This is a genomic window from Ruegeria sp. AB6, assembly GCF_056542685.1.
Genome location: NZ_JBQGAD010000001.1, coordinates 136861 through 159706 on the forward strand (window position 1 = coordinate 136861; position 22846 = coordinate 159706).

At 60.2% G+C, this 22846-nt stretch carries 23 protein-coding genes; 10 read left to right on the plus strand and 13 right to left on the minus strand.

Annotated features, from left to right (window positions below; genetic code table 11):
* Positions 1 to 78 precede the first annotated feature (78 nt).
* Positions 79 to 939, plus strand: coding sequence for a helix-turn-helix domain-containing protein (locus tag ACR0DB_RS00665; RefSeq protein ID WP_480548200.1), 861 nt, complete (start codon positions 79 to 81; stop codon positions 937 to 939).
* Between the two features lie 71 nt (positions 940 to 1010).
* Positions 1011 to 1193 carry a hypothetical protein gene (locus ACR0DB_RS00670; RefSeq protein WP_170354385.1) on the plus strand — a complete coding sequence of 61 codons (183 nt, stop codon included), beginning with the start codon at positions 1011 to 1013 and terminating at the stop codon, positions 1191 to 1193.
* Here the strand turns inward: ACR0DB_RS00670 and ACR0DB_RS00675 are convergent.
* The 3 genes from ACR0DB_RS00675 to bcoG are packed head-to-tail and all read right to left on the minus strand — an operon-like array spanning position 1190 to position 4392.
* Positions 1190 to 1951, minus strand: a complete 762-nt coding sequence (locus tag ACR0DB_RS00675; RefSeq protein ID WP_480548202.1) for an SDR family oxidoreductase — start codon at positions 1949 to 1951, stop codon at positions 1190 to 1192. The two genes, ACR0DB_RS00670 and ACR0DB_RS00675, sit on opposite strands and share 4 nt — an antisense overlap.
* Positions 1948 to 3429, minus strand: a complete 1482-nt coding sequence (locus ACR0DB_RS00680) for a carnitine 3-dehydrogenase (RefSeq protein WP_480548204.1) — start codon at positions 3427 to 3429, stop codon at positions 1948 to 1950. The genes ACR0DB_RS00675 and ACR0DB_RS00680 overlap by 4 nt, the downstream gene beginning before the upstream one ends.
* 48 nt (positions 3430 to 3477) lie before the next feature.
* Positions 3478 to 4392: a 3-dehydrocarnitine:acetyl-CoA trimethylamine transferase BcoG gene (gene bcoG, locus ACR0DB_RS00685; protein ID WP_480548206.1), complete on the minus strand. Its 915-nt coding sequence runs from the start codon at positions 4390 to 4392 to the stop codon at positions 3478 to 3480.
* A gap of 131 nt (positions 4393 to 4523) precedes the next feature.
* Here bcoG and ACR0DB_RS00690 point away from each other — a divergent pair, with 131 nt between their 5' ends.
* Positions 4524 to 5510: a GlxA family transcriptional regulator gene (locus ACR0DB_RS00690; RefSeq protein ID WP_480548208.1), complete on the plus strand. Its 987-nt coding sequence runs from the start codon at positions 4524 to 4526 to the stop codon at positions 5508 to 5510.
* An 88-nt stretch (positions 5511 to 5598) separates the two neighbouring features.
* On the opposite strand, the gene ACR0DB_RS00695 is transcribed toward ACR0DB_RS00690, so the two are convergent.
* Genes ACR0DB_RS00695 through ACR0DB_RS00705 form a run of 3 tightly spaced genes read right to left on the minus strand, consistent with a single transcriptional unit; the run spans position 5599 to position 8607 of the window.
* The gene (locus ACR0DB_RS00695; protein WP_480548210.1) at positions 5599 to 6645 is read right to left on the minus strand and encodes an aldo/keto reductase; all 1047 of its coding nucleotides are present in this window, start codon (positions 6643 to 6645) and stop codon (positions 5599 to 5601) included.
* A gap of 32 nt (positions 6646 to 6677) precedes the next feature.
* Positions 6678 to 7136: a DNA polymerase III subunit chi gene (locus ACR0DB_RS00700; RefSeq protein WP_480548212.1), complete on the minus strand. Its 459-nt coding sequence runs from the start codon at positions 7134 to 7136 to the stop codon at positions 6678 to 6680.
* Between the two features lie 4 nt (positions 7137 to 7140).
* Complete coding sequence (locus ACR0DB_RS00705) at positions 7141 to 8607, minus strand: leucyl aminopeptidase (RefSeq protein ID WP_480548214.1); 1467 nt, start codon at positions 8605 to 8607, stop codon at positions 7141 to 7143.
* Between the two features lie 231 nt (positions 8608 to 8838).
* Between ACR0DB_RS00705 and lptG the strand changes: the two genes are divergently transcribed.
* From lptG to rsmA, 5 genes are all read left to right on the plus strand, one after another.
* Positions 8839 to 9939: an LPS export ABC transporter permease LptG gene (gene lptG, locus ACR0DB_RS00710; RefSeq protein WP_480548216.1), complete on the plus strand. Its 1101-nt coding sequence runs from the start codon at positions 8839 to 8841 to the stop codon at positions 9937 to 9939.
* Positions 9939 to 12101, plus strand: coding sequence for an LPS-assembly protein LptD (locus ACR0DB_RS00715; protein ID WP_480548218.1), 2163 nt, complete (start codon positions 9939 to 9941; stop codon positions 12099 to 12101). Before lptG ends, ACR0DB_RS00715 begins: the two co-directional genes overlap by 1 nt.
* 56 nt (positions 12102 to 12157) lie before the next feature.
* The gene (locus ACR0DB_RS00720; RefSeq protein ID WP_480502493.1) at positions 12158 to 13345 is read left to right on the plus strand and encodes a peptidylprolyl isomerase; all 1188 of its coding nucleotides are present in this window, start codon (positions 12158 to 12160) and stop codon (positions 13343 to 13345) included.
* Positions 13342 to 14307, plus strand: a complete 966-nt coding sequence (gene pdxA / locus ACR0DB_RS00725; RefSeq protein WP_480548220.1) for a 4-hydroxythreonine-4-phosphate dehydrogenase PdxA — start codon at positions 13342 to 13344, stop codon at positions 14305 to 14307. The genes ACR0DB_RS00720 and pdxA overlap by 4 nt, the downstream gene beginning before the upstream one ends.
* 81 nt (positions 14308 to 14388) lie before the next feature.
* Positions 14389 to 15231 carry a 16S rRNA (adenine(1518)-N(6)/adenine(1519)-N(6))-dimethyltransferase RsmA gene (gene rsmA, locus ACR0DB_RS00730; RefSeq protein ID WP_480548222.1) on the plus strand — a complete coding sequence of 281 codons (843 nt, stop codon included), beginning with the start codon at positions 14389 to 14391 and terminating at the stop codon, positions 15229 to 15231.
* A gap of 55 nt (positions 15232 to 15286) precedes the next feature.
* Here the strand turns inward: rsmA and ACR0DB_RS00735 are convergent, their stop codons facing one another.
* From ACR0DB_RS00735 to prfA, 3 genes are all read right to left on the minus strand, one after another.
* Positions 15287 to 15862, minus strand: coding sequence for a DUF4167 domain-containing protein (locus ACR0DB_RS00735; protein ID WP_170774436.1), 576 nt, complete (start codon positions 15860 to 15862; stop codon positions 15287 to 15289).
* Between the two features lie 237 nt (positions 15863 to 16099).
* Positions 16100 to 16945 (minus strand): peptide chain release factor N(5)-glutamine methyltransferase, encoded by an 846-nt coding sequence (gene prmC / locus ACR0DB_RS00740; protein ID WP_480548224.1) that lies wholly within the window; start codon positions 16943 to 16945, stop codon positions 16100 to 16102.
* Positions 16942 to 17997, minus strand: a complete 1056-nt coding sequence (gene prfA / locus ACR0DB_RS00745) for a peptide chain release factor 1 (RefSeq protein ID WP_480548226.1) — start codon at positions 17995 to 17997, stop codon at positions 16942 to 16944. Before prfA ends, prmC begins: the two co-directional genes overlap by 4 nt.
* A gap of 63 nt (positions 17998 to 18060) precedes the next feature.
* Here prfA and ACR0DB_RS00750 point away from each other — a divergent pair, with 63 nt between their 5' ends.
* Positions 18061 to 18348 (plus strand): hypothetical protein, encoded by a 288-nt coding sequence (locus ACR0DB_RS00750; RefSeq protein ID WP_480548228.1) that lies wholly within the window; start codon positions 18061 to 18063, stop codon positions 18346 to 18348.
* On the opposite strand, the gene ACR0DB_RS00755 is transcribed toward ACR0DB_RS00750, so the two are convergent.
* The 4 genes from ACR0DB_RS00755 to ACR0DB_RS00770 all read right to left on the minus strand — a co-directional run bounded on the left by ACR0DB_RS00755 (position 18289) and on the right by ACR0DB_RS00770 (position 21915).
* Positions 18289 to 18696 (minus strand): DUF1499 domain-containing protein, encoded by a 408-nt coding sequence (locus ACR0DB_RS00755; RefSeq protein ID WP_480548230.1) that lies wholly within the window; start codon positions 18694 to 18696, stop codon positions 18289 to 18291. The genes ACR0DB_RS00750 and ACR0DB_RS00755 overlap by 60 nt on opposite strands.
* A 66-nt stretch (positions 18697 to 18762) precedes the next feature.
* On the minus strand, positions 18763 to 19710 hold the full coding sequence (speB, locus tag ACR0DB_RS00760; RefSeq protein ID WP_480548232.1) for an agmatinase: 948 nt from the start codon (positions 19708 to 19710) through the stop codon (positions 18763 to 18765).
* A gap of 63 nt (positions 19711 to 19773) precedes the next feature.
* Positions 19774 to 20739: an agmatinase gene (gene speB, locus ACR0DB_RS00765; RefSeq protein ID WP_170774449.1), complete on the minus strand. Its 966-nt coding sequence runs from the start codon at positions 20737 to 20739 to the stop codon at positions 19774 to 19776.
* 12 nt (positions 20740 to 20751) lie between these two features.
* Positions 20752 to 21915 (minus strand): M20 aminoacylase family protein, encoded by a 1164-nt coding sequence (locus ACR0DB_RS00770; RefSeq protein ID WP_170774451.1) that lies wholly within the window; start codon positions 21913 to 21915, stop codon positions 20752 to 20754.
* Positions 21916 to 21981: 66 nt separating this feature from the next.
* Between ACR0DB_RS00770 and mazG the strand changes: the two genes are divergently transcribed.
* Positions 21982 to 22839: a nucleoside triphosphate pyrophosphohydrolase gene (gene mazG, locus ACR0DB_RS00775; RefSeq protein ID WP_480548234.1), complete on the plus strand. Its 858-nt coding sequence runs from the start codon at positions 21982 to 21984 to the stop codon at positions 22837 to 22839.
* Positions 22840 to 22846 lie beyond the last annotated feature (7 nt).

Consider the following 22846-nt stretch of genomic DNA (forward strand, 5'->3'; position numbering starts at 1 on the left):
AAGAATTACGGATCACGCAGATGGTGAACATTCTGAATGTGATTAACAAAATTCATCATCTGTGATAAAACCAAACGCATGTCCGAAAATATCGACAAACGAGACCGTGCCGCACAGTTCCGCCTCCGCCTTGCCCGCGCGATGGAGGAGCGGCACGTTAGCCAAAGTGCTCTGGCGCGAAACATCGGCGTAGATCGCTCGACCGTGTCGCAACTTCTGACCGGCGATGGCGCTCGTTTGCCGAATGCGCATGTGGTTGGTGGCTGCGCGTCAGCGCTGGGAGTTTCGGCGGATTGGCTCCTGTCGCTCTCGGACCGACCCGAAAGCGCGGCTGAACTTTTGGCGGGTGCGCTAACTGTGACTGAGGCCGCCCGCGCGTTGGTGGATGAGCGGATATTCGAATGGCATCAAGAGGCCGCCGGATACAAAATCCGTTATGTTCCAGCGACTTTGCCGGACATGTTAAAGACCCGCGCCGTGCTGGAATGGGAGTATGCACCGCATCTGGGGCGGACGGCAGATCAGGCCATCGGCGCATCTGAGGACCGGTTGACCTGGATGCGCAGAGCGCAGTCGGACTACGAAATTGCCATGCCTTTGTTTGAAATCGAAAGCTTCGCAAGCGCAACGGGATATTACCGAGGGCTGGATCTGCAAACACGTCAGGATCAGATCGACCATCTACTTGCTCTGTGCGACCAACTCTACCCGCGCCTGCGCGTCTATCTGTTTGATGCAAAAAGGCTTTATTCGGCACCAGTCACGATCTTTGGCCCCTTGCTCTGCGTGTTCTATGCGGGCAGCCACTATATGGCGTTCCGCGACCGTGACCGGATCGAAACGTTCACCCGCCATTTTGACACTCTGGTCCGCGAGGCCGACGTCACCGCGCGGGATTTTCCCGGCCATCTGCGCGCGCTACGCGACAGTATGCGTTGAACTCAATCCTGTGCTAACGTCACTGGGCGCGAACCCTTTCGCATTCCGATTATGAACGGAGGAGCACAGGAATGGACGCAATGCAAACCGCCCAATACGCACGGGCCTTATATTCCGCCCACGGAGACAGAGCCGAGGCTGAAGCCGCGCAGAAGATGCGTGAATGCGAGGCCGCCGGGAATATGCAACAGGCACAGGATTGGCAGGCGGTCCGCCAGACCATCCGCCAGATTCGTGGTCCCAATCAGGGCTAAATCTTGGGGTCGGGGTTGACGGTATGCCCGTCCACCGCGATCACTTGCCCAGAAACCAGCCGCGCCGCGTCTGACGCCAGAAACACGGCCATATCGGCAATGTCGCGCCCCTCGACAAACCGTCCCATCGAGGTACCTGCGGCATAGCCGTTATACACCTGATCACGGGTCATGCCTTTGGCGTTGGCCTCGCGGGCCAGAACGCCCTCCATCCGGGGGCCTTCGACCGCGCCGGGGCAGATCGTGTTGCAACGCACGCCGTGGGGGCCAAGCTCCATCGCAAGCGTTTTGGCCAGCCCGATGACACCCCATTTCGCCGCCGCATAGGGCGCGCGATTGGGATATCCGTATTGCCCGGCCGTAGACGAGGTGATGATGATCGCCCCACTGCCCTGACGCTTGAGGATCGGCGCAGCGTATTTCGCGCATAAAAACGCCCCCTCAAGGTTGACCGCCAGACAGGCACGCCATTCGTCAAGCGCCACATCCTCGACCAGCGCCGTCGGTCCGGCGATCCCGGCATTGGCGCATAGCGTATCCAGCCCGCCCCATTGCGCCGCAATCTCGGCGAACAAGGCAGCAACCGAAGCCTCATCCACCACATCCACCTGCGACCGTTTCCAATGCTCTGGGCACGCGCTTAACGCCTCCGCATCCAGATCGGCGACCCAGACCTGCGCCCCAACGGCGTCGAACGCCTCGGCCATGGCCCGGCCGACGCCCGAGGCCCCGGCCGTGATCAGAACCCGCCCGCTCATGCAGGTTTACGGATCGCCGCCCCCGCGCCTTCGGGATAAGGCAACCCGGCCTGCGCCTCGGCAATGCGGGCCATGGCCGCCTCGATCTGTGGCGACGGAGCACTTGGACGGCGGGTGTCCAGACTGACATGCAGCAGAAAGCTTTCACCCGTGGCCAGCAGTTTGTCGCCCTCATACATACTGTGGAAAACGTGCAGTTTCTTGCCCTGCCCCAACAGCATCTGCGTGCGCACCTGTATCTTTGCGCCTGCATGGACCTCATCCACATAGCGGATGTGGTTTTCAGCGGTGAAGTAGCTGCCGCCCGAGGCGATATAGTCCGCGTCGCAGCCAATAACCTCCATGAACCGATCGGTGGCGGCAGCGAAGGCTTCCAGATAGCGCGCCTCATTCATGTGGCCGTTATAGTCGGTCCAATCCAGCGGCACGGCGCGCGACAGGGTCAGGATCGGTTGGCTGAGATCAGCCTGATCGATCGTAGGCAACGCACCGGGTTTCAGCATCGCATCATGCTGGTTCAGTACCGCCCCCGCGCCATAGTTTTGCGCCTTGAGCGCGCGCATCATGCCCACGAGGTTATTGTCGCGGATGCGCTCCAGTTCACGGATGGAATGCATCCCCGATTGCGCATCCGACTGATCAGCTATCAGATCGACCAACTCATCGGTGAACTCGGGCACATCCATCAGCTTGGTCCAGGGCCATTTCAGCGCTGGCCCAAACTGAGCCATAAAGTGCCGCATCCCGGCCTCGCCTCCGGCCACGCGGTAGGTCTCGAACAGGCCCATCTGCGCCCAGCGGATGCCGAACCCCATACGGATCGCCTCGTCCACCTCTTCGGTGGTTGCGATACCATCCTTGACCAGCCACAGCGCCTCGCGCCAGACCGCCTCAAGGAAACGGTCAGCAATATGCGCGTCGATTTCTTTCTTGATGTGCAGAGGGAAGAACCCCACGGCTTTCAGCAGGCCCTGCGCGCGTTCGACCAATTCGGACGGGTTCTTGTCCGTCGGTACAAGTTCGATCAGTGGCAGCAAGTACACCGGGTTGAACGGATGCGTCACAACGATCTGTTCGGGCCGTAACGCACCCTCCTGCAATTCCGAAGGTTTGAACCCGCTGGTCGACGAGCCAATGATCGCGCCCGGATCACACGCCTCCTGCAACCCCTTGTAAACCTTCAACTTAAGATCCAACCGCTCGGGCACACTTTCCTGAATCCACTCCGCGCCCTGCACAGCCTCGGCCATATCTTCATGGAAAGTCAGAGAACCCTCGGGTGGCAACGGAACATCACTCAGCCCCGGCAACGAACGCCGCGCATTGTCTAGAACCTCCCCAATCTTGCGCTCAGCTTCAGGATCAGGGTCAAAAACCCGAACATCCCACCCGTTCAGCAAAAACCGCGCGGCCCAACCGCCGCCGATCACACCACCACCAATGATTGCCGCTGTTTTCACGTCGATCCGCCTCTTCATCTGGCCAAAAATATCCCGGGGGTTTGGGGGCAGGCCCCCAATCCGCGCTTATTTCGCCGCCGGCGCACGCTTGGTCAAACCCAGCTTCTCGCGCACCTCAGCAGGCCCAATGACCTTCGCGCCCATATTCTCGATAATGGTCCCCGCACGCTCGACCAACTGCCAGTTCTCGGCCAGAACACCCTTGTCCAGCCACAGATTGTCCTCCAACCCAACCCGCACGTTGCCGCCTGCCAGCACCGAGGCCGCCACATAAGCCATCTGGTTCCGCCCCAACGAAAACGCACTGAACGTCCAGTCGTCGGGCACATTGTTCACCATGGCCATGAACGTATTCAGATCATCCGGCGCGCCCCACGGCACGCCCATACACAGCTGAACCAGAGCGTTCGGCTCCAGAATTCCCTCTTTCACCAACTGTTTGGCGAACCACAAATGACCGGTGTCAAAAGCCTCAATCTCGGGCTTCACACCCATATCCGTCATCATCTGCCCCATCGCCCGCAGCGCGCCTGGGGTGTTGGTCATGACGTAATCCGCCTCGGCAAAGTTCATGGTGCCGCAGTCCAGCGTGCAAATCTCAGGCAGACATTCCGCGATATGTGCGACGCGCTCGGAGGCGCCGATCATGTCGGTGCCCTCAGCCACCGGAAACGGGCTCTCGACGCCGCCGAACACGATATCCCCACCCATCCCGGCCGTCAGGTTCAGCACCACATCGACATCCGCATCGCGAATCCGGTCTGTCACCTCGCGATAAAGGTCCAGCCGTCGGCTGGGTGCGCCGGTCTCGGGGTCGCGCACATGGCAATGCACGACCGCCGCCCCTGCTTTGGCCGCCGCAATCGCGCTGTCGGCAATCTGCTGCGGCGAGCGCGGTACATGCGGGCTGCGATCCTGCGTTCCGCCCGAGCCGGTCACGGCACAGGTGACAAATACTTCGCGGTTCGTTTCCAAAGGCATGGCGTTCTCCCCAGCTTATACCCGGTTTTGCCCTGAGTTTTCCCCAGACTTCTCCCCGGCAATCGATTTGCGTTGCCTGCGACTCTGACGCAGCCTTGTGGAAACACTTGCCAGAATGCGAATCGAACTTGATGAAATCCGCAAAAAACATCCTCCAACCCGAACATCGCGCCCTGAAAACGGCTGTGCTGGTGCTGGACGACTGCAACACGCTTAGTTTTGCATCCGCTGTAGACCCCATGCGCGCAGCCAACCGTCTGGCCGATCGCCCCGCCTTTGACTGGGATTATGTCACTGCCACGCCTGAGCCCGCGATGCTGACCAGCGCACTGACCGTACCGGGTATCCCGCTGGCGCGCCTGCAAAGCTGCGACCTGATGATCGTGGTCGCAGGCTTCCAACTGGCGCGCCACGCAACCCCCAGTCTGTTGGCTGGACTACGCCGGATCGCAAACACCGGCGCCACAATGGCAGGCATCGACGGAGGCCCCTGGCTACTGGCCGAAGCAGGCCTGCTGGACGGCCACGCCGCAACAACCCATTGGGAAGATATGGATAATTTCGCAGCCCGTTTCCCCGAAGTCGACGTCCGCCCCGACCGGTTCGCTGTCTCGCAAAACCGCCTCACCTCAGGCGGCGCAATCCCAGCGGTCGAAATGATGCTGCATATCATCGCCGCCCGCCACGGCGCAGGCTTCGCCGCACGCGTCTCGGGCCTATTCCTCTATGACGGCGCGCCCGACCCCAGCAAACCGCAAAGCCGCACCGGTGCCCCACACCGCCACACAGCGCTGACGGCCAAAGCCAACAGCCTGATGCAATCCGCGCTGGATGACCCCCTGCCGCTTACCAACATAGCCGAGACACTGGGTACCAGCCCCCGCACCCTGCAACAGCAATTCCGCCTGCGCCTGAACACCACGCCGCAAGACCACTACCTGCAACTGCGCCTGGCCGAGGCCCGCCGTCTGGTCACAGATACTGACATGCCGCTGATGGACGTAGCACTGGCCACAGGCTTTGCCTCGCAATCAAGCTTCGCCCGCGCCTTCCGCACGGCCCACGGACTGTCGGCCCGTGACCTAAGACAAGAACGCGCGCACCCCACCCATCACTGACCGGATCCGCTTTCATCTGGCCAAAAATATCCCGGGGGAGACGCCCGTAAAGGGCAGCGGGGGCAGAGCCCCCGACCCACCGCGAAACCTAGTACGGCATCGGAAAGGCGCGATGGGCCAAGGTGATCTCGCTCAAAACTTCCGAGGACAACTCAAGATCCTTACCCGCAAGGATACGTTCCAGTTGCTCGACCGTCGTGGCCCCGAATATTGCCGACAACATGAACTTCCGTTTCTGGCACCATGCTAGCGACATCTGGACCGGGTCCAGCCCATGCCGATCTGCAATATCAAGATAGGCCGCAACCGCGTCAAACACACGATCTGACTTGCGCCCACCCATCTCGGCATTGATCGACATGCGCGATCCGTCGGGCACCGCACCGCCCTGATACTTACCAGTCAGGAACCCCGCAGCCAAAGGTGAGAACGCCATCAATCCCACATCCTCATGCACGCTCAACTCGGCCATATCGGTATCGAAATGCCGACAAAGCAGTGAATACTCATTCTGAACCGAAGCCACCCGTGGCCCCGCCCCTGCCTCAGCCAAGCGCAACCATTGCGCGGTGCCCCAAGCGCTTTCGTTGGACAGGCCAAAGGCGCGGATATTGCCCTTGTTCACCTGCACCTGCAGCGCCTCCAGACACTCCTGCATGTTGGCCAGCACTTCGTCGGTGTTGTCACCTGCCGGCGCAAAGGTCCAATTCTGGCGGAACATGTAGCTGCCCCGGTTTGGCCAGTGAAATTGGTAAAGGTCGATGCAGTCCGTCTTCAACCGCCGCAGGGATCCCTCGACCGCCTCTGGAATGGTTTGGGCAGAGATTGGAGCCCCATTCCGCGCATGCGTAAACCCTGCTCCTGAATGTTTGGTCGCCAGCACATAGTCACTGCGGCGCGACGGGTTTGCCGCGTTCCAGTTCCCCAAGATCTCTTCGGTGCGCCCCACCGTTTCGGCCGAGATCGGGTTAACCGGATACATCTCGGCTGCGTCGACGAAATTGATCCCGGCCTCCAACGCCATATCCATCTGAATGTGGGCGTCCGCCTCGGATGTCTGGGTTCCGAATGTCATGGTCCCAAGACATAGATCGGTCACCATGATGCCGGTGCGGCCCAAAGGCTTCATTTCCATTTATCACTCTCCTGAAATCTGTACGGCAGGGCCTAAGCCTCGGCCTTCTTTTCCCATCGACCCGAAGCCTCGGACCAGTATTGCGCCGAACAGCCTGCGTCAGTCAGGGCTTTCCACTGCCCCCGCGCGTGCTGCACCGCCTGTTCATCATTGCCATCGAACAGGATGCACACCCGCTCCAACGCGTTCACTTCATCCGAAGCAACGGCGGCACCGTCCACGGCCATCACACAAGCCGGATCGTTGCCAGCCTGCGGGCCGGTGGTCAGCAAGATGGGCTGATCCGCGTCATGCGGACCTCCCGCAAGACCATGCGGCAGGAACCCATCCTCAGGCCCCAGCCACAGTTTTTCATCCAGCCAGTCCATCCGTGCGGGATCAGTGCCCCGCACGGCAATCCGCCACCCGGCCTGCCGGGCCTTGTCCAACAACACGGGCAGAGTCTGCTCCAGCGGGCGCTGGGTCAGGTGGTAGAAGTAGACGGCCCCCATCCGATTACTCGAAATTGTCCTGCACGAAACGGCTCAGCGCCCGCACGCCCCATCCCGTCGCCCCTTTGGGCGCGTAAGACGTCTCGGACGCGACCGACGCCACACCAGCGATATCCAGGTGAATCCACGGCGTTTCCTCTTTCACAAAACGCTGCAGGAACTGCGCCGCCGTGATTGAGCCCGCAGGCCGTCCGCCCACGTTTTTTATATCCGCGATGCGCGACTTCAGCATCTCGTCATATTTCGGGCCAAGCGGCATGCGCCACGCGCCCTCATCCTCGGCCTTGGCGGATTTCAGGAAGGCATCGCAGAACGTGTCATTGTTCGAGAAGACACCCGCATTCTCATGCCCCAGACCGATAATGATCGCGCCGGTCAGGGTCGCCAGATCGACCATGCCCACGGGGCTGAAGCGTTCCTGCGCATACCACATCACGTCGCACAGAACCAAACGGCCCTCGGCATCGGTGTTGATGATCTCGACTGTATCGCCCTTCATGGACTTGACCACATCGCCGGGACGCGTGGCATTGCCCGAGGGCATGTTCTCGACCAGCCCAACAAGGCCGACCACATTGGCCTTGGCCTTGCGCTTGGCCAGCGCCCGCATGGTGCCCGCGACAACGCCTGCGCCGCCCATATCCATGGTCATGTCTTCCATGCCACCCGCAGGTTTCAACGAAATCCCGCCGGTATCGAACACAACGCCTTTGCCCACCAGCGCCAGCGGAGCATCGCCCTTGTCGCCACCGCTCCACTGCATCACCACAACCTTCGAAGGGCTGACCGAACCCTGGCCGACGCTCAGCAATGTGCGCATGCCCAGCTCTTCGAGCTTGTCCTCTTCCAGAACCTCGACCTCAAGGCCCAGTTCCTGCATCTCGACCAAACGGTCGGCGAATTCGGTGGTGGTCAGAACGTTTGCAGGCTCATTGGTCAAGTCACGCGTCATCCGCACGCCGTCGGCAATGGCATAGAGCGGCGCAAATGCCGCCTCGACCTCATCAGGTTTTTGATGCGCGATCGTGACCGGAGCGGCCGCGTCGGCCTCCTTTGTCTTATGCGCATCGAAATCATAGCTGCGCAGGGCGATACCAAGGGCCAGTTCTTCGGTCCTGATCTGGTTCGCCGCCATGACCAAAAGCGCTTTGCCACCTGCCAGTTTGGCCAGCGCAACACCACCCTTGCGTGCCTCGGCCGGGTCCGGGCGGCGGGGCAGGATCAGGATGTCCAGCGCCTCGGCCACCATGCCGCCGGGCCAGGCCAGCGTGATAACGTCACCGGTTTTCACCTTGCCGAAGCGTTCGCTTTCCACCAGCCGTGCGACGGCGCCACGGGTCAGACGATTGGCGCGCCGTGCCGCCGGGCCCATCTTACCATCGTCCGTGATGATGATCGCCACGCGCCCCTCGGCCTGCGCCATTGCGTCGGTGTCGAAAGACTGAAACTGGATCGGGATAAGACTGCTCATTGCGAACTCCTGAAAATCTGTTCCCCAAGACCTAGCCCGCGCCGCCCGGCTTGACCAGATAGCAGTTTTCCCCGACGGGCATTTGCAGTACAGTCGCGAAAAAATTCCAGCAGATTGGTGGGAGAGAGCAGTGGCAAGACAGGGCAGGCATATGCCGTCGCACAAGGGCGCGGCCTGCGGTGATTCTGGCCTTACGCCACCCGTAAACAAAGGTCCGGTAGGAGGCGCACGATGATCCTCGACCGGTATTTCGCCCGCCGCTTTATGCAGAGCTTTCTGGTCATCGGCGCGATTTTCCTGACCTTGCTGATTCTGATCGACCTGATTGAACAGGTCCGCCGCTTTGACGACGAAGACCTGTCCTTCGGGCGTTTGCTGCATCTGACCCTTCTGAATACCCCCGCTGCTATCAGCGAGATGCTGCCCCTTTTGATGATCCTGTCGACCATCGCGTTGTTTGTCGGTCTGGCCCGCAGTTCGGAACTGGTGGTAACCCGTGCCACGGGCCGATCAGGCATTCGGGCGCTACTGGCCCCGGCGACGCTGGCACTGATCATCGGCGCCGGAGCGGTCGCCCTTTTGAACCCCATCGCAGCTGCCACGTCTGAGGAGTATCAACGCCTGTCCGACAGCTATCGCAATAACGGAAGTTCGGCCTTTTCGATCAGCAGCGAAGGCCTGTGGCTGCGTCAGGGCTCGCGCAATGGACAGTCTGTGATCCACGCGCGGGGTACCGCGAATGGAAATACTTTGGTTCTGAACGAGGTGACAATCATCACCTTTTCGCCTGATGGAACCCCGAACCAGCAGATCCAGGCAGATGCGGCTGAGCTGAAGGACGGGAATTGGATCCTAAGCAACGCCAAGGTCTGGCCGTTGATACACGGCGTCAATCCCGAAACAAACGCGGCCGAGCATGAAAGGCTGGAGATTCCGACCTCGCTCACCCGTCAGCGTATTCTGGATACATTGGGCGATCAGGGATCCGTGTCGGTCTATGACCTGCCAGAACTGATCCGCGATTTGGGTGAAGCGGGGTTTTCGACCAAACAATATGAGGTCTGGCTGCAAGTTCAGCTTGCCCGGCCCTTCTTTCTGGTAGCAATGGTCCTGATCGGGGCCGCCTTCACCATGCGCCATGTAAGGTTCGGAGGCACCGGGATCGCGGTACTGTCGGCGGTTCTGCTGGGATTCGCAATCTACTTCGTAAGAAACTTTGCCCAAATTCTGGGAGAAAACGGACAATTGCCTATCTTCGTCGCGGCCTGGGCTCCGCCATTTGCAGCCATTCTTTTGTCGCTCGGCCTCCTTTTACACGCGGAGGACGGCTGATGCGTCTTTTCGCGCGTTTATTGTTGTCTGGTGCCGTCGCGCTCACACTGCCAGTAGTTGCGACAGCGCAAGTACAGCCTACGGCCGCCCCAACGCAGGATCAGGCGCAACAGGATGAACCGGCGTTGCTGGTGGCCGACAAGATCTTTATCACCCCCGACCGCGTTCTGGTGGCTGAGGGCAATGTCGAGGCGTTTCAGGGCGACGCCAAAGTCACCGCCAACCGGATCACGTATAACCGCGACACCGGCGAGCTGAATCTGGAAGGCCCCGTGCGCATTGATCAGGCCGGGACAACCACGATTCTGGCGGATTCGGCCACGTTGGACAGCGGCATCCAAAACGGCCTGCTGATAGGTGCGCGGATGGTGTTCGAACAGCAGGTGCAGATTGCATCCGTTCAGGCCAAACGCGCGGGCGGACGGTATACGCAGTTCGACAAGGTCTCGGCCACATCCTGTCATATCTGTTCGGACGGCAGGCCGCCTCTTTGGCAAATCCGGGCGCGGAAAGTCACGCATGACCAGCTGGAGCGGCAACTATACTTCGAAGGCGCACAGTTCAGGATTCTGGACCTGCCTGTCTTTTACTTCCCTTATCTGCGCCTTCCCGATCCGACGCTGGACCGCGCCACGGGGTTTCTGGTGCCGTCGATCCGCACCACATCGCAGCTTGGGACCGGAGTTCAGGTTCCCTATTTCTTCAAGTTGGGTGATCACCGGGATCTGACGCTAACGCCTTATATCTCGCCAGAAACCAAAACGCTGGGCTACCGTTATCGGCAAGCGTTCAAGCGGGGGCGGATCGAAATTGATGGCGCGTATACACGTGACGACCTGGAACCCGGTGAGGATCGCGGGTTCTTATTTGCAAACGGATATTTTGGGCTTAACGACGGATATCTGCTCAGTTTCAACCTGCAAACTACGTCGGACGACGCGTATCTGGCCGATTATGGCCTGCCCGAATTCGACCGCCTGCGCAGTGAAATTGCATTGGAACGGTACGAGCGCGATACCGCATTCCGCACCAGCTTTATCCACTTCAAAACCCTGCGCGACAGTGAAGATCAGGATGAAATCCCATCGCGCATCTTCGATCTGTTCTACGAGAAACGCCTGTTTCCCAAATCGGTCGGAGGCGAAGTACGGCTAGGCGTCGAGACTCACGCGCATGAGCGCACCAGCGACGAAGACGTGCTGGGCCGCGACGTCGCACGGGCGACATTCGATGCGGAATGGCTTCGCAGCTGGACTTTTGCATCCGGGCTGCGTGCCGACGCGCAACTGGGTGCGTCTGTGGACACATTCAACATTCGCCATGACAGCAATTTTCCCGATCAGGTGACGCGCACCACGCCGCGCGCCGCGCTGACCCTGCGCTATCCGATGGCACGCCGCGAACAAAGCGGGGCAACACAGGTGCTGGAGCCGATTGCGCAGGTCGGTTGGACCCAGGTTTCGACCAATGATGTGCCGCTGGATGAAAGCACCTTTCAGGAATTCGACCAAGGGAACCTTTTGTCCCTGTCGCGCTTTCCCGCACCCGACAGGCGCGAGGATGGGGTCACGGGCGTATTCGGGCTCAACTGGTCCCGATATGCGGGCAATGGTCGCCGTGCGTTGGTTACAGTCGGGCAGGTCTATCGCGCAGATGCAGACCCCGAGTTCAACCTGACCTCGGGCTTGCAGGGAACCTCGTCCGATCTGTTGCTGGCCGGGCAGCTGCAAACCGCCAATGGTTGGTCCCTCGCGGGGCGCGGTCTGTTGAACGGCGATTTCAGCTTCGCCAAGGCCGAGATGCGCGCGGCCTGGCAAAGGGAAACCGTTGGGATCGTAGGAAGTTACGTCTGGCAAGAACCCGACCCGGATGAAAATATCGACGACGAGATATCGGAAATACGTTTGGACGGGCGCTATACAATCGACCAAAACTGGCTGACCCAGGCCCTCGCCCGATATGATATTAGTGAATCCGAGCCGATCCGATACGGGCTTGGCGTCACCTACCGCAACGAATGCGTACAAGTTAACATGAGTGTCAGCAGGCGCTTTACTTCGTCATCAAGTATTGAGCCTTCGACAGAATTCGGCTTTACCGTAGCTTTGACGGGATATTCCGTTGAAGGCAGTGGCCAACAGTTCAAGAGAAGATGCAGTTGATTCCAGGTTTCTCAAGTTTCCTTCGTTCCGGTTGGCTTAAACCGGTTGCTCCGGTTTTGACCGCGCTTGTCCTTGCTTTCGTCGCTCCGCAAACACAGGCCCAAAGCCTGTTCTCGCCTGCAATCAAGGTCAATCAGGATATCGTCACCTGGTACGAACTGGATCAACGCCAGCAATTCCTGACCGTTCTGGGCGCGCCAGGCGCATCAGACGAAGAAGTCCGCCAGGCCCTTATTGATGACCGCCTACGCCGACAGGTCATGCGTCAGGCCGGAATCTCGGCCAACCCCGAGGCCGTTCAATTGGGCATTGACGAGTTCGCAGCACGCGGCCAGCTTTCCAGCGATGAATTCCTGCAACTCCTTGCTGATGCCGGGGTATCACGTGAAACCGTACGTGATTTTATCGCCGACCAACTCTCGTGGCGTGATTTCATCAGCGCCCGGTTTATCTCGCAAGCGCGCCCGACCGAGGATGAGATTAACCGTGCCCTGGGCCAATCGGGCAGCGGCGGCCTTCAGGTTTTGCTCTCCGAAATCATCATCCCCGTGACACCGCAGACTCTGCCGCAAGTGCAATTGTTGGCCGACGAAATCGCTCTGGTTGAAGGGTTCGATGCCTTTTCAGCGGCGGCAACGCAATATTCGGCCGCTGGCACCCGCACCAATGGCGGTCAATTGGACTGGTTGAACCTGACCGAGCTTCCGCCCGCTTTGCAGCCGGTTATTCTTGGGTTGAAGACCGGTGACATCACCCAACCCATATCCCTGTCCAACGCCGTCGCACTGTTTCAGATGCGGGGCATCCGGGAAAGCGCAACAGCCGCGCCACAGTACTCCAAGGTCGATTACGCAATCTACAATCTGCCAGGCGGACGCAGCCCGGCAACCCTCGCGCGCGCAGCCGAATTGCGTGAAGAGGTCGATACCTGCGACGATCTCTACGGTATCGCACAGGATCAGCCCCCAGAAGTTCTGGAACGGATTGAGGCCGCACCAGCCGAGATTCCGCGCGATATAGCGCTGGAACTGGCCAAGCTGGACCTCAACGAGGTATCCACCACCCTGACCAGCAACAATGGTCAGACACTGCGCTTCCTGATGCTGTGCACGCGCACACTGGACCGTGGAGAAGAAACATCGCGGGCAGACGTCGCCAACGCCCTGACGCAGCAGCGCCTGCAAGCCTTTTCCGAAAGCCTTCTGGAGCAGCTGCGCGCCGACGCCACGATCGTCGAGCAATGACAGCCCCTATCGCGCTAAGCTGCGGTGATCCGGCCGGTATCGGCCCGGAAATCGCAGCAAAAGCTTGGGCCGAGCTGCGCGACACCTGCCCGTTCTTCTTCATCGGAGACGCAGCGCATTTGCCGGGCGGGACCCCGACCGCAAAAATTTCGGATCCGGCCGAGGCAATGAAACTTAGCACCACGGCCCTGCCCGTCCTACAGCTCGACTTTCCCGAATCCGCTCTTCCCGGCCGCCCTGCCTCCGCCAACGCGCCAGGTGTCATTGATGCAATCGAGTTTGGCGTATCCCTGGTCCAATCCGGTGCGGCCTCCGCGCTGTGTACGGCACCGATCCACAAAAAGGCACTGATCGACGGCGCCGGTTTCGCCTATCCCGGCCATACCGAGTTTCTGGCGGCGCTTTCTGGTTGCAAACGGGTGGTGATGATGCTGGCCAGCGACCAGCTTCGTGTGGTGCCCGCAACGATCCACATTCCGCTGTCCCGCGTCCCGGCGGAACTGACCCCTGACCTCCTGCAAGACACGATCGAGATCACCGCGCATGGCCTACGCACCCAATTCGGTATCCCGAACCCTCGCATCGCCATCGCGGGCCTCAACCCTCACGCAGGCGAAGGCGGCAAAATGGGACAAGAGGAACTGGACTGGATCGGCCCCCTGATCGAAAGGCTGCCTACCTATGACTACACGGTCACCGGCCCCCACCCGGCCGACACCATGTTTCACGCCGCCGCCCGCACCCGCTATGACGCAGCTATCGCGATGTATCACGACCAAGCGCTGATCCCGATCAAGACGCTGGACTTCGACCGCGGCGTGAACGTGACACTGGGACTACCCTTCATCCGCACCTCACCCGACCACGGCACCGCCATGGACATCGCCGGGCAAGGCATCGCCAACCCCTCCAGCCTGATCGAGGCCCTGAAGCTCGCTCAACGCATGGCGCAAAGCACTTGACCCTTCACCTGGCTGAAAATATCCCCGCCGGAGGCAAAAAAACTGGCGCACCGCCTCAACCCGCGCCACGGTAACCGGATCATGAGCGCCATCGACACCCTTCCCCCACTGCGCGAAGTCATCGCTGCACACCAGCTTTCGGCCCGCAAATCTCTGGGCCAGAATTTTCTGCTGGATCTGAACCTAACTGCCAAGATCGCCCGTCAGGCCGGTGATCTGACTACATGTGACGTGCTGGAAATCGGCCCCGGTCCCGGCGGCCTGACCCGTGGGCTTCTGTCCGAAGGCGCCCGTAAAGTCGTCGCCGTCGAAAAAGACACCCGCTGCATCGCCGCTCTCAACGAGATCGCAACCGCCTATCCGGGCCGGCTTGAGGTCATTAACGGCGATGCGCTTGAAATCAATCCGCTCGCCCACCTGACGCCCCCCATCCGCATTGCCGCGAACCTGCCCTACAATGTGGGCACAGAATTACTGGTGCGCTGGCTGACCCCGCCAGAATGGCCCCCGTTCTGGCAAAGCCTCACCCTTATGTTCCAACGCGAAGTAGCCGAGCGGATCGTCGCCCAACCCGGCAGCAAAGCCTATGGCCGCCTTGCCATCCTTGCTCAATGGCGGGCCGAGGCAAGGATCGCCATGTCCCTGCCGCCGGGCGCCTTTACGCCGCCCCCAAAAGTTTCCAGCGCGGTGGTCCACCTGACCGCCCTGCCCGAGCCTCGTTTTCCGGCAGATGCAGCCACCCTGTCCCGCGTTGTCGCGGCAGCCTTCAACCAGCGGCGCAAAATGCTGCGCGCCTCGTTGAAAGGCGTCGCTCCCGATATCGAAGACAGGTTGCGCGCTGCTGGCATAGAACCCACCGAAAGGGCCGAACAGATCCCGTTGGAAGCCTTCTGCGCTCTGGCTCGTGCAGTGAAGCAGCCCTAAGAAACAAAAAAACCTCGGGTCGAAACCCGAGGCCTAACTTTGCTATTCAAACCGATTACTCAGCCGCCTCCGGGGCGTCTCCCTTGTCGGCAGCGGGTTCTTCCGCTGCGGGCGCGGCCTTGGGCTTGCGCGCACGTGGCTTGCGTGCCGGTTTTTCCTTCTTCTCAGGTGCGGCGTCGCCGCCTTTGCTTTCGGGTGTCTCCACCAGACCGGATTCCGGTGCCGCATCTTCGGGCGCGAACCCCATCACATCAGGCTGCGGAGCCTCTGCCGGGTCGGCTTGACGGGCGGCTTCACGTTCCTGACGCTCGGCGCGCTCGCGGTCACGTTCGGCCTGGCGTTCGCGGTTCTGCCGCTCCTGCTCTTCGCGGCGGGCTTCCATCTCGCGTTGGGCTTCGCTCAACAGACGCAGGTAATGCTCGGCATGTTGCTGGAAATTCTCGGCGGCCACACGGTCATTGGACAGCTGCGCATCGCGGGCAAGCTGGTTGTACTTGTCAATGATCTGCTGGGGCGTGCCGCGCACTTTGCCTTCCGGCCCCGAGCTGTCAAAGACCCGGTTTACAACGTTGCCGCCAGAAGGACGATTGCGGTTATTCTTGGCCCGCGAGCGGGATTTGGAAGATCTCATCTACTTTCGTCAGCCTTGTCTTACGATGTCGATCACCTCGCGACGTACACTGCTCAAAGGCTTTAGCTGTGACGCGATGTCGACTTTTTGGGCTTGGCGTCAGGGGCGCGCTGTAACGGCGTCAACCTCGCTGACTATTCCTGAGTAAACATGTCCGGCAGGTTCAGACAAGGGGTTTGTCCCATTTTTCGCTGCTTTTTTACATCAATCGGCAGAAATCGGCCTCAGAACGTGTCGTCATTGCGGCATTCTGGCGAAAACGACGCGGTCGCGCCCATCCAGATCAGGAATAACGCGCGTCTCTGACAAACCAGCCGCATCAAAAAGCGCCGCCACGGCAGCGCCCTGCGTCGGGCCAATTTCCACCAGCAACCGCCCGCCCGGTAATAGAAAATCAGGCACACCGGCGGCGATGCGTCTGTACGCCCCAAGCCCATCCCCTTCGTCGGTCAGAGCCATGCGCGGTTCATGCTCGCGTACTTCCGGGGACAGCGCCTCCATTTCGGACAGCGAAATATACGGGGGATTCGAGACAATAAGGTCGTATTGACCCTCAATGTTTCCAAACCAATCAGATTGAAGAACCTCCACCCGGTCTTGTACCTGGTGACGCACGGCATTCGCACTGGTTTGCAGGCAGGCCGATTCACTCAGATCAACGCCAACGCCCGACGCGCTGGTGCGTTCAGCCAGCAAAGTGATCAGAATGCAGCCCGAACCTGTGCCCAGGTCCAGAACGTGATCAAAAGGCTCGCTCAAGGCGGCTTCGATCAGGGTCTCTGTTTCGGGACGCGGGTCCAGAACATCGCGGCTGACACGGAACCGACGGCCGTAGAATTCACGCTCGCCCAGCAGATGCGACACCGGGACCCGAATGGCCCGCAGCGCGATCAGTTGATCATAGCGTTCGGCGATTTCCGGCGCCAATTCCTCTGGCGCAATCAGGGTGACACGGCTGGCCTCGATCCGGGCGGCATGGGCAAGCAGAACACGTGCATCGCGCGCCGGATCATCGACGCCCGCCGCGCGTAGCCGCGCCGTCGCGGCAACCATCGCCATAGCCGCTGTCTGCGGCCCGTTCATTGTGCCATCTCGGCCAGCAAACGCGCCTGATCGTCAGCGGTGAGCGCGTCGATGATTTCGTCCAAGTCGCCCTGCATCACCTGATCCAACTTATAAAGCGTCAGGTTGATGCGGTGATCCGTCATGCGGCCCTGCGGGAAGTTATAGGTCCTGATCCGCTCAGAGCGGTCCCCGGACCCCACCTGACTGGCCCGATCGGCTGAGCGTTCACTGTCGATCCGCTGGCGCTCCATGTCATAAAGGCGCGTTTTCAGCACCTGCATGGCGATCTCGCGGTTGCGGTGCTGGGATTTTTCGGAACTGGTCACAACCAGCCCGGTCGGAAGGTGGGTAATGCGCACCGCCGAGTCGGTAGTGTTCACATGCTGTCCCCCCGCGCCCGAGCTGCGCATGGTGTCGATACGGATGTCATTGGCGTCGACTTGAATGTCCACATCCTCAGCCTCGGGCAAAACGGCCACGGTGGCTGCCGAGGTATGAATCCGCCCCCCGCTTTCGGTTTCGGGCACGCGCTGCACCCGGTGCACGCCGGATTCGTACTTCATCCGGGCAAAGACGTTCTCGCCCTTGATATGGGCCACCACCTCTTTGATGCCACCCAGATCGGAGGCCTGTTCTTCGATGATCTCAAACCGCCAGCCGCGCGCCTCGGCATAGCGCTGATACATGCGCAACAGATCGCCTGCGAACAATGCGGCCTCGTCCCCACCCGTGCCCGGTCGGATTTCCAGCATCGCTGGGCGTGCGTCGGCCTCGTCTCGGGGCAACAGCGCCAATTGCAGCGCATGTTCTGCCTGCGGGATACGGGCCTGAAGATCAGGAATTTCCTCTTCAGCCAGTTCCTTCATGTCGGGGTCGGCCAGCATCGCCTCGGCCTCGGCCAAATCGGCCCGCAATTGCCGCCAGGCCATGATCTGATCAACCACGGGCTTGAGATCCGAATACTCCTTGGCCAAGGCCGCAATATCTCCACCCGAGGCACCATCGGACATGGCCGCTTCGAGGTATTGGAATCGCTGGGTTATCTGCTCAAGGCGTTCTTCGGGGATCATCTGGGCGGTGTCCCCTAATATGCCGCTTTGGTCAAGGGCCGAGCTTGTGCTAAGATAGCCGGCATGAAGGGGTTGGTTTTCGTTTTATCGCTGTTTGCGGTGCCTGCCATGGCGGATTACGTCGGGCCGGACGGCAAGGTGCGCGACTGCTATTGCACAGACAAATCAGGTGCACGCGTGGATTTGGGTGAGATGATCTGCTTGCAGGTCGACGGCCGGATGTTCATGGCGCAGTGTCAGATGTCGCTGAACGTGCCAATGTGGCGCGAGGTGTCCGAGGGGTGTTTGTCCTCAGGGTTGGAGCGCAGCAAGCCACTCATCAACACGGTTACGGTTTACCCCAAAATCTGATCGCCCAAAGCGCAGGCGCGCATGGATGCGCAGGGTATCGCTGTCCTGCTGGACCGTGGTGTAGTCGGGAAAGCCGATCACTTTGCTGCGGGTGATGTAGGTGATCATCCCCTCATCCACCGACCCGGCCAGCACGGTAGTGCGCGGCGTGGCCTGCGCGATGTCGTCCAGTCGGGCAAGACCTTCCGGCCCGGTTTCAACGATGCGAATGACGCCGCCTTGCATATCCGTATCCGCCGTTGCAGTCAGCGGCATATGCCATTGGGCAGGGTCAGAGGGTGCGAGACGGATATAAACCCCCAGAGCCACAACAGCCCCGACTAGCACCCAAACGACCATCTTCTTCATCCTGAACCTCGTGTTTCCGCAGAACCTATTTGGTTCTTAGCGCCCGGCAAGGCACCAAGCGCCCCCTTACCGTGACGTCACGCTAGGCAGGATGCATAGCAGTTCGAAAAGCAGGTTTGCCGCCGTCAGCGCCGTCGTCCCCGCAGGGTCATAGGGCGGAGACACCTCGACCAGATCGCAGCCCACCACGTTCACCCCACTCAAAGCTTGAAGCAATTGCAGAGCTTGCGGCGTGGTCAATCCGGCGATCTCAGGCGTACCGGTGCCGGGCGCAAAGGCCGGATCAAGGCTGTCGATATCATAGGTGATATAAGTCGGATGCTCTCCGATCTCATTGCGAATTTGCGCGCCGATTACCGTCAGGTTCTGCTGCCACAACTCCCACGCGGGGAATTGCTTAAAACCCCAGCCCTTGGCCTGGGTGAAATCTGACGCCGCATAGCCCGAGCCGCGAATGCCGATCTGAAAGGTCTTGTCGGGGACGATCAGGCCCTCTTCATAGGCGCGGCGGAAGACGGTGCCATGGGTTTCACGCTCGCCAAACATCTCGTCATTCACGTCGGCGTGCGCATCCACATGCACCAGCGCCACAGGCCCGTGCTTGGCCGCGATCGCCCGCAGGATTGGCAGGGTGATCGAATGATCGCCGCCCATCGCAACTGGCGTCACCCCCTGCGCCAGAATGGCGTCATAGCTTTCCTTGATGATCTTCAGGCTTTCTGCCAGTGAAAACGTGTTGATCGCAAGATCGCCAATATCGGCGATCTGAAGGCTGTCAAAGGGCGCGGCAAAACTGGCCATGTTATAGGGCCGTATCATCGCACTTTCGGCGCGGATCTGTTTTGGCCCGAACCGCGTGCCCGACCGCCACGAGGTGCCGATATCTATCGGAATGCCCAGCACGGCCACATCCAGCCCCGCCAGAGACTCCGCCTGCGGCAGGCGCATGAACGTGTTCGGCCCCGAAAACCGCGCCAGATCATTGCCGCTGAGGGGTTGGTTAAACTGTGTCATGCCCGTATCTCTCCCGTCCGACCTTTTGGCTAAGGTGATACCGGAAAGATGGCTAACCAATGGTTAAGGCTGCAGTTTGTTCCATCCCAAAAGACAAATAATCTGCGTCGCCACATGGGCACCGGCGATCGCCGTCGCGCCCGAGGTATCAAAAGGCGGAGAGACCTCGACTACATCGCCGCCCTTGATGTTGATCCCGGCAATGTCACGCAAGATGATCTGCGCCTGAATAGAACTCAGACCACCCCAGACGGGTGTACCGGTGCCGGGGGCAAAAGCGGGATCCAATCCGTCGATGTCAAAGCTCAGATAAACGGGGCTGTCGCCCATGATCTCTTTGATCTTTTGCGCCACGGCGGCCGGGCCGGATTCGTAGACCTCGCGCGCATCGATGATGTTGACGCCCAGAGTGTCTTCGTTAGTGGTTCGGATACCCACCTGAACGGATCGCTTGGGGTCCACGATCCCCGATTTCACCGCCTTGTAGAACATCGTGCCGTGATCCACGCGGGTCATGTCGTCATCGGCCCATGTGTCCGTATGCGCATCGAATTGCAGCAGCGACATGGGCCCGTATTTCTCGGCATAGGCTTTCAGGATCGGGAAACTGATATAGTGATCCCCGCCCAAAGTGACCGAAGCGACATCAGCTGCCAGAATGGTGCGGATATGGTCGGTCAGCGTGTCGGGAAAGGCTGGGATATTGGCATAGTCATAGGCCATGTCGCCATAATCTACGATGGCCAACTCGCTGAGCGCATCGAAGGGCCAGCCATAGGGCGCATCGGGCGATTGCAGCGCGCTGGCCTCGCGGATTGCGCGCGGGCCCAGCCTGGTGCCGGGGCGGTTCGTCACCGCTTGATCGAACGGCACGCCGGTCACGGCGATGTCCACCCCTTTCAAATCCTTGGTGTATAGCCGCCGCAGAAACGACGTCGCTCCACCAAAGGTATTCTCGAACGACAGCCCCTTGAGGTCGGGGTTGGTGAATGCCTCATCCACCTGAGTTTTTGCGTCTTCCAGTCCCATGTCTTTTCCTTATCAGCCCAGTGGCTGTGCCTTTTCGACGATCCGCGCAAAGAAGGATGCCCCGATGGGCGCGATCTCATCGTTGAAGTTGTATTTCGGATGGTGCAGCCCGGCGCCATCACCCTGCCCCACAAACAGATAGGCACCGGGGCGCGATTGTAGCATGAATGAGAAATCCTCGGCCCCCATCATCGGCGGAACCTCGGTCAGCACGCGCTCATCCCCCGAGATATCGCGCGCCACATCGGCGGCGAATTCAGCCTTGGCGGCGTCGTTGATCGTGGCGGGGTAATTGACCTCATAATCCAGCCGAGCTTCGACCCCGTAAGACTGCGCCTGACCCTGCACGATCTGCGCCATTCGATCCATCACCATCTTCTGTACATTCGGATCAAAGGTGCGCACGGTACCGTTGATATAGGCAGTATCAGGGATCACGTTGTTCACAGAACCGGTATGGATCTGAGTGACCGAGACCACCAGATCGTCCAGCGCATAGTTGTTGCGACTGACAATGGTCTGAATCGCCTGCGCAATCCCGCAGGCCGCCATCACAGGATCGCGGGTTTCATGCGGCATCGCCCCGTGGCCGCCGACACCTTGAATATGAACTTCAAACGTGTCCACCGCAGCCATGATCGGACCGGTATTGGTCTGAAACATCCCCTCGGGCACGCCCGGCGCATTATGCAGGGCGTAGACCTGAGAGATGTCGAACCGCTCCATGATGCCTTCCTCGACCATGACGCCCGCGCCGCCGCCATCCTCTTCGGCGGGTTGAAAGATCAGGGCCACGCGGCCCGAAAAATTCCGCGTCTCGGCCAGATAGCGCGCCGCGCCCAGCAGCATTGTCGTATGTCCGTCGTGACCGCAGGCGTGCATATTCCCCGGCTTGGTCGAGGCATAGTCCACCCCGGTTTCCTCAGGGATCGGCAGCGCATCCATATCAGCGCGCAGACCGATGGTAGGCCCTTCGCCCTGCCCGTTGATAATGGCGACGATGCCGGTGGTCGCGATCCCCTCGTGAATCTCGTCCACACCGAATTCACGCAGACGCTCGGCCACGAAAGCTGCCGTTTCATGGCATTCGAATTTCAGTTCAGGGATCGTATGCAGGTGCTGCCGCCACGCGGTCATATCGGCGGTATAATCGGCAATTCGGTTGACGACGGGCATCTGGGGTGGACTCCTGTTGCGGTCTGCGGAATGGATGCATCTGACACCGGAACGAAAGGGTTCGCAATGGCCGAAAATCCTCTGATCCACGATAAAGACGCAGGCATCGAACGTCTGCTGGAGATCATGCGCCGCCTGCGCGACCCGCAGACTGGCTGTCCGTGGGATATCGAGCAGGATTTTGCGACCATCGCCCCATACACGATCGAAGAAGCCTATGAGGTCGCTGATGCTATCGAACGCGAGGCTTATGACGAGCTGAAGGGAGAGTTGGGCGACCTGCTGTTCCAATCGGTCTTTCACGCACAAATGGCTGAAGAAGCTGGGCATTTCACCTTTCAAGACGTGGTCCGCACCATGTCCGACAAGATGGTTGCGCGTCACCCACATGTGTTCGGTGACGAATCCCGCGACAAGTCTGCCGAACAGCAGACGCTGGATTGGGAAACGATCAAGGCAGCGGAACGTGCAGGTAAGGAACAGAAAGGCGCGCTAGACGGTGTGGCCACGAACCTGCCTGCCCTGCTGCGCGCGCACAAGCTGCAAAAACGCGCCGCGCGCGTGGGGTTCGACTGGCCCGACGCCAGCCATGTTCTAGCCAAGATCACCGAAGAGGCCGCCGAACTGGAGGAGGCCCGCGACAGCATGGATGCCGATGCACTCGAAGACGAATTCGGCGATCTGCTGTTTGTGATCGTCAATCTGGGCCGTCATCTGGGGATCGAGCCCGAAGCCGCCCTGCGCCGCACCAATGCCAAGTTCACTCGCCGGTTTGAACAGGTCGAATCCCGTCTGGCCGAACGCGGTAAAACACCCAGCCAAAGCGATCTGGCTGAGATGGACGCGCTGTGGGACGAGGTGAAAACCGAGGAGCATCGCGCCAATGGCAAACTCCCGCCGGTGGATGTCGCCACGGGGGTCTGAAACCGCT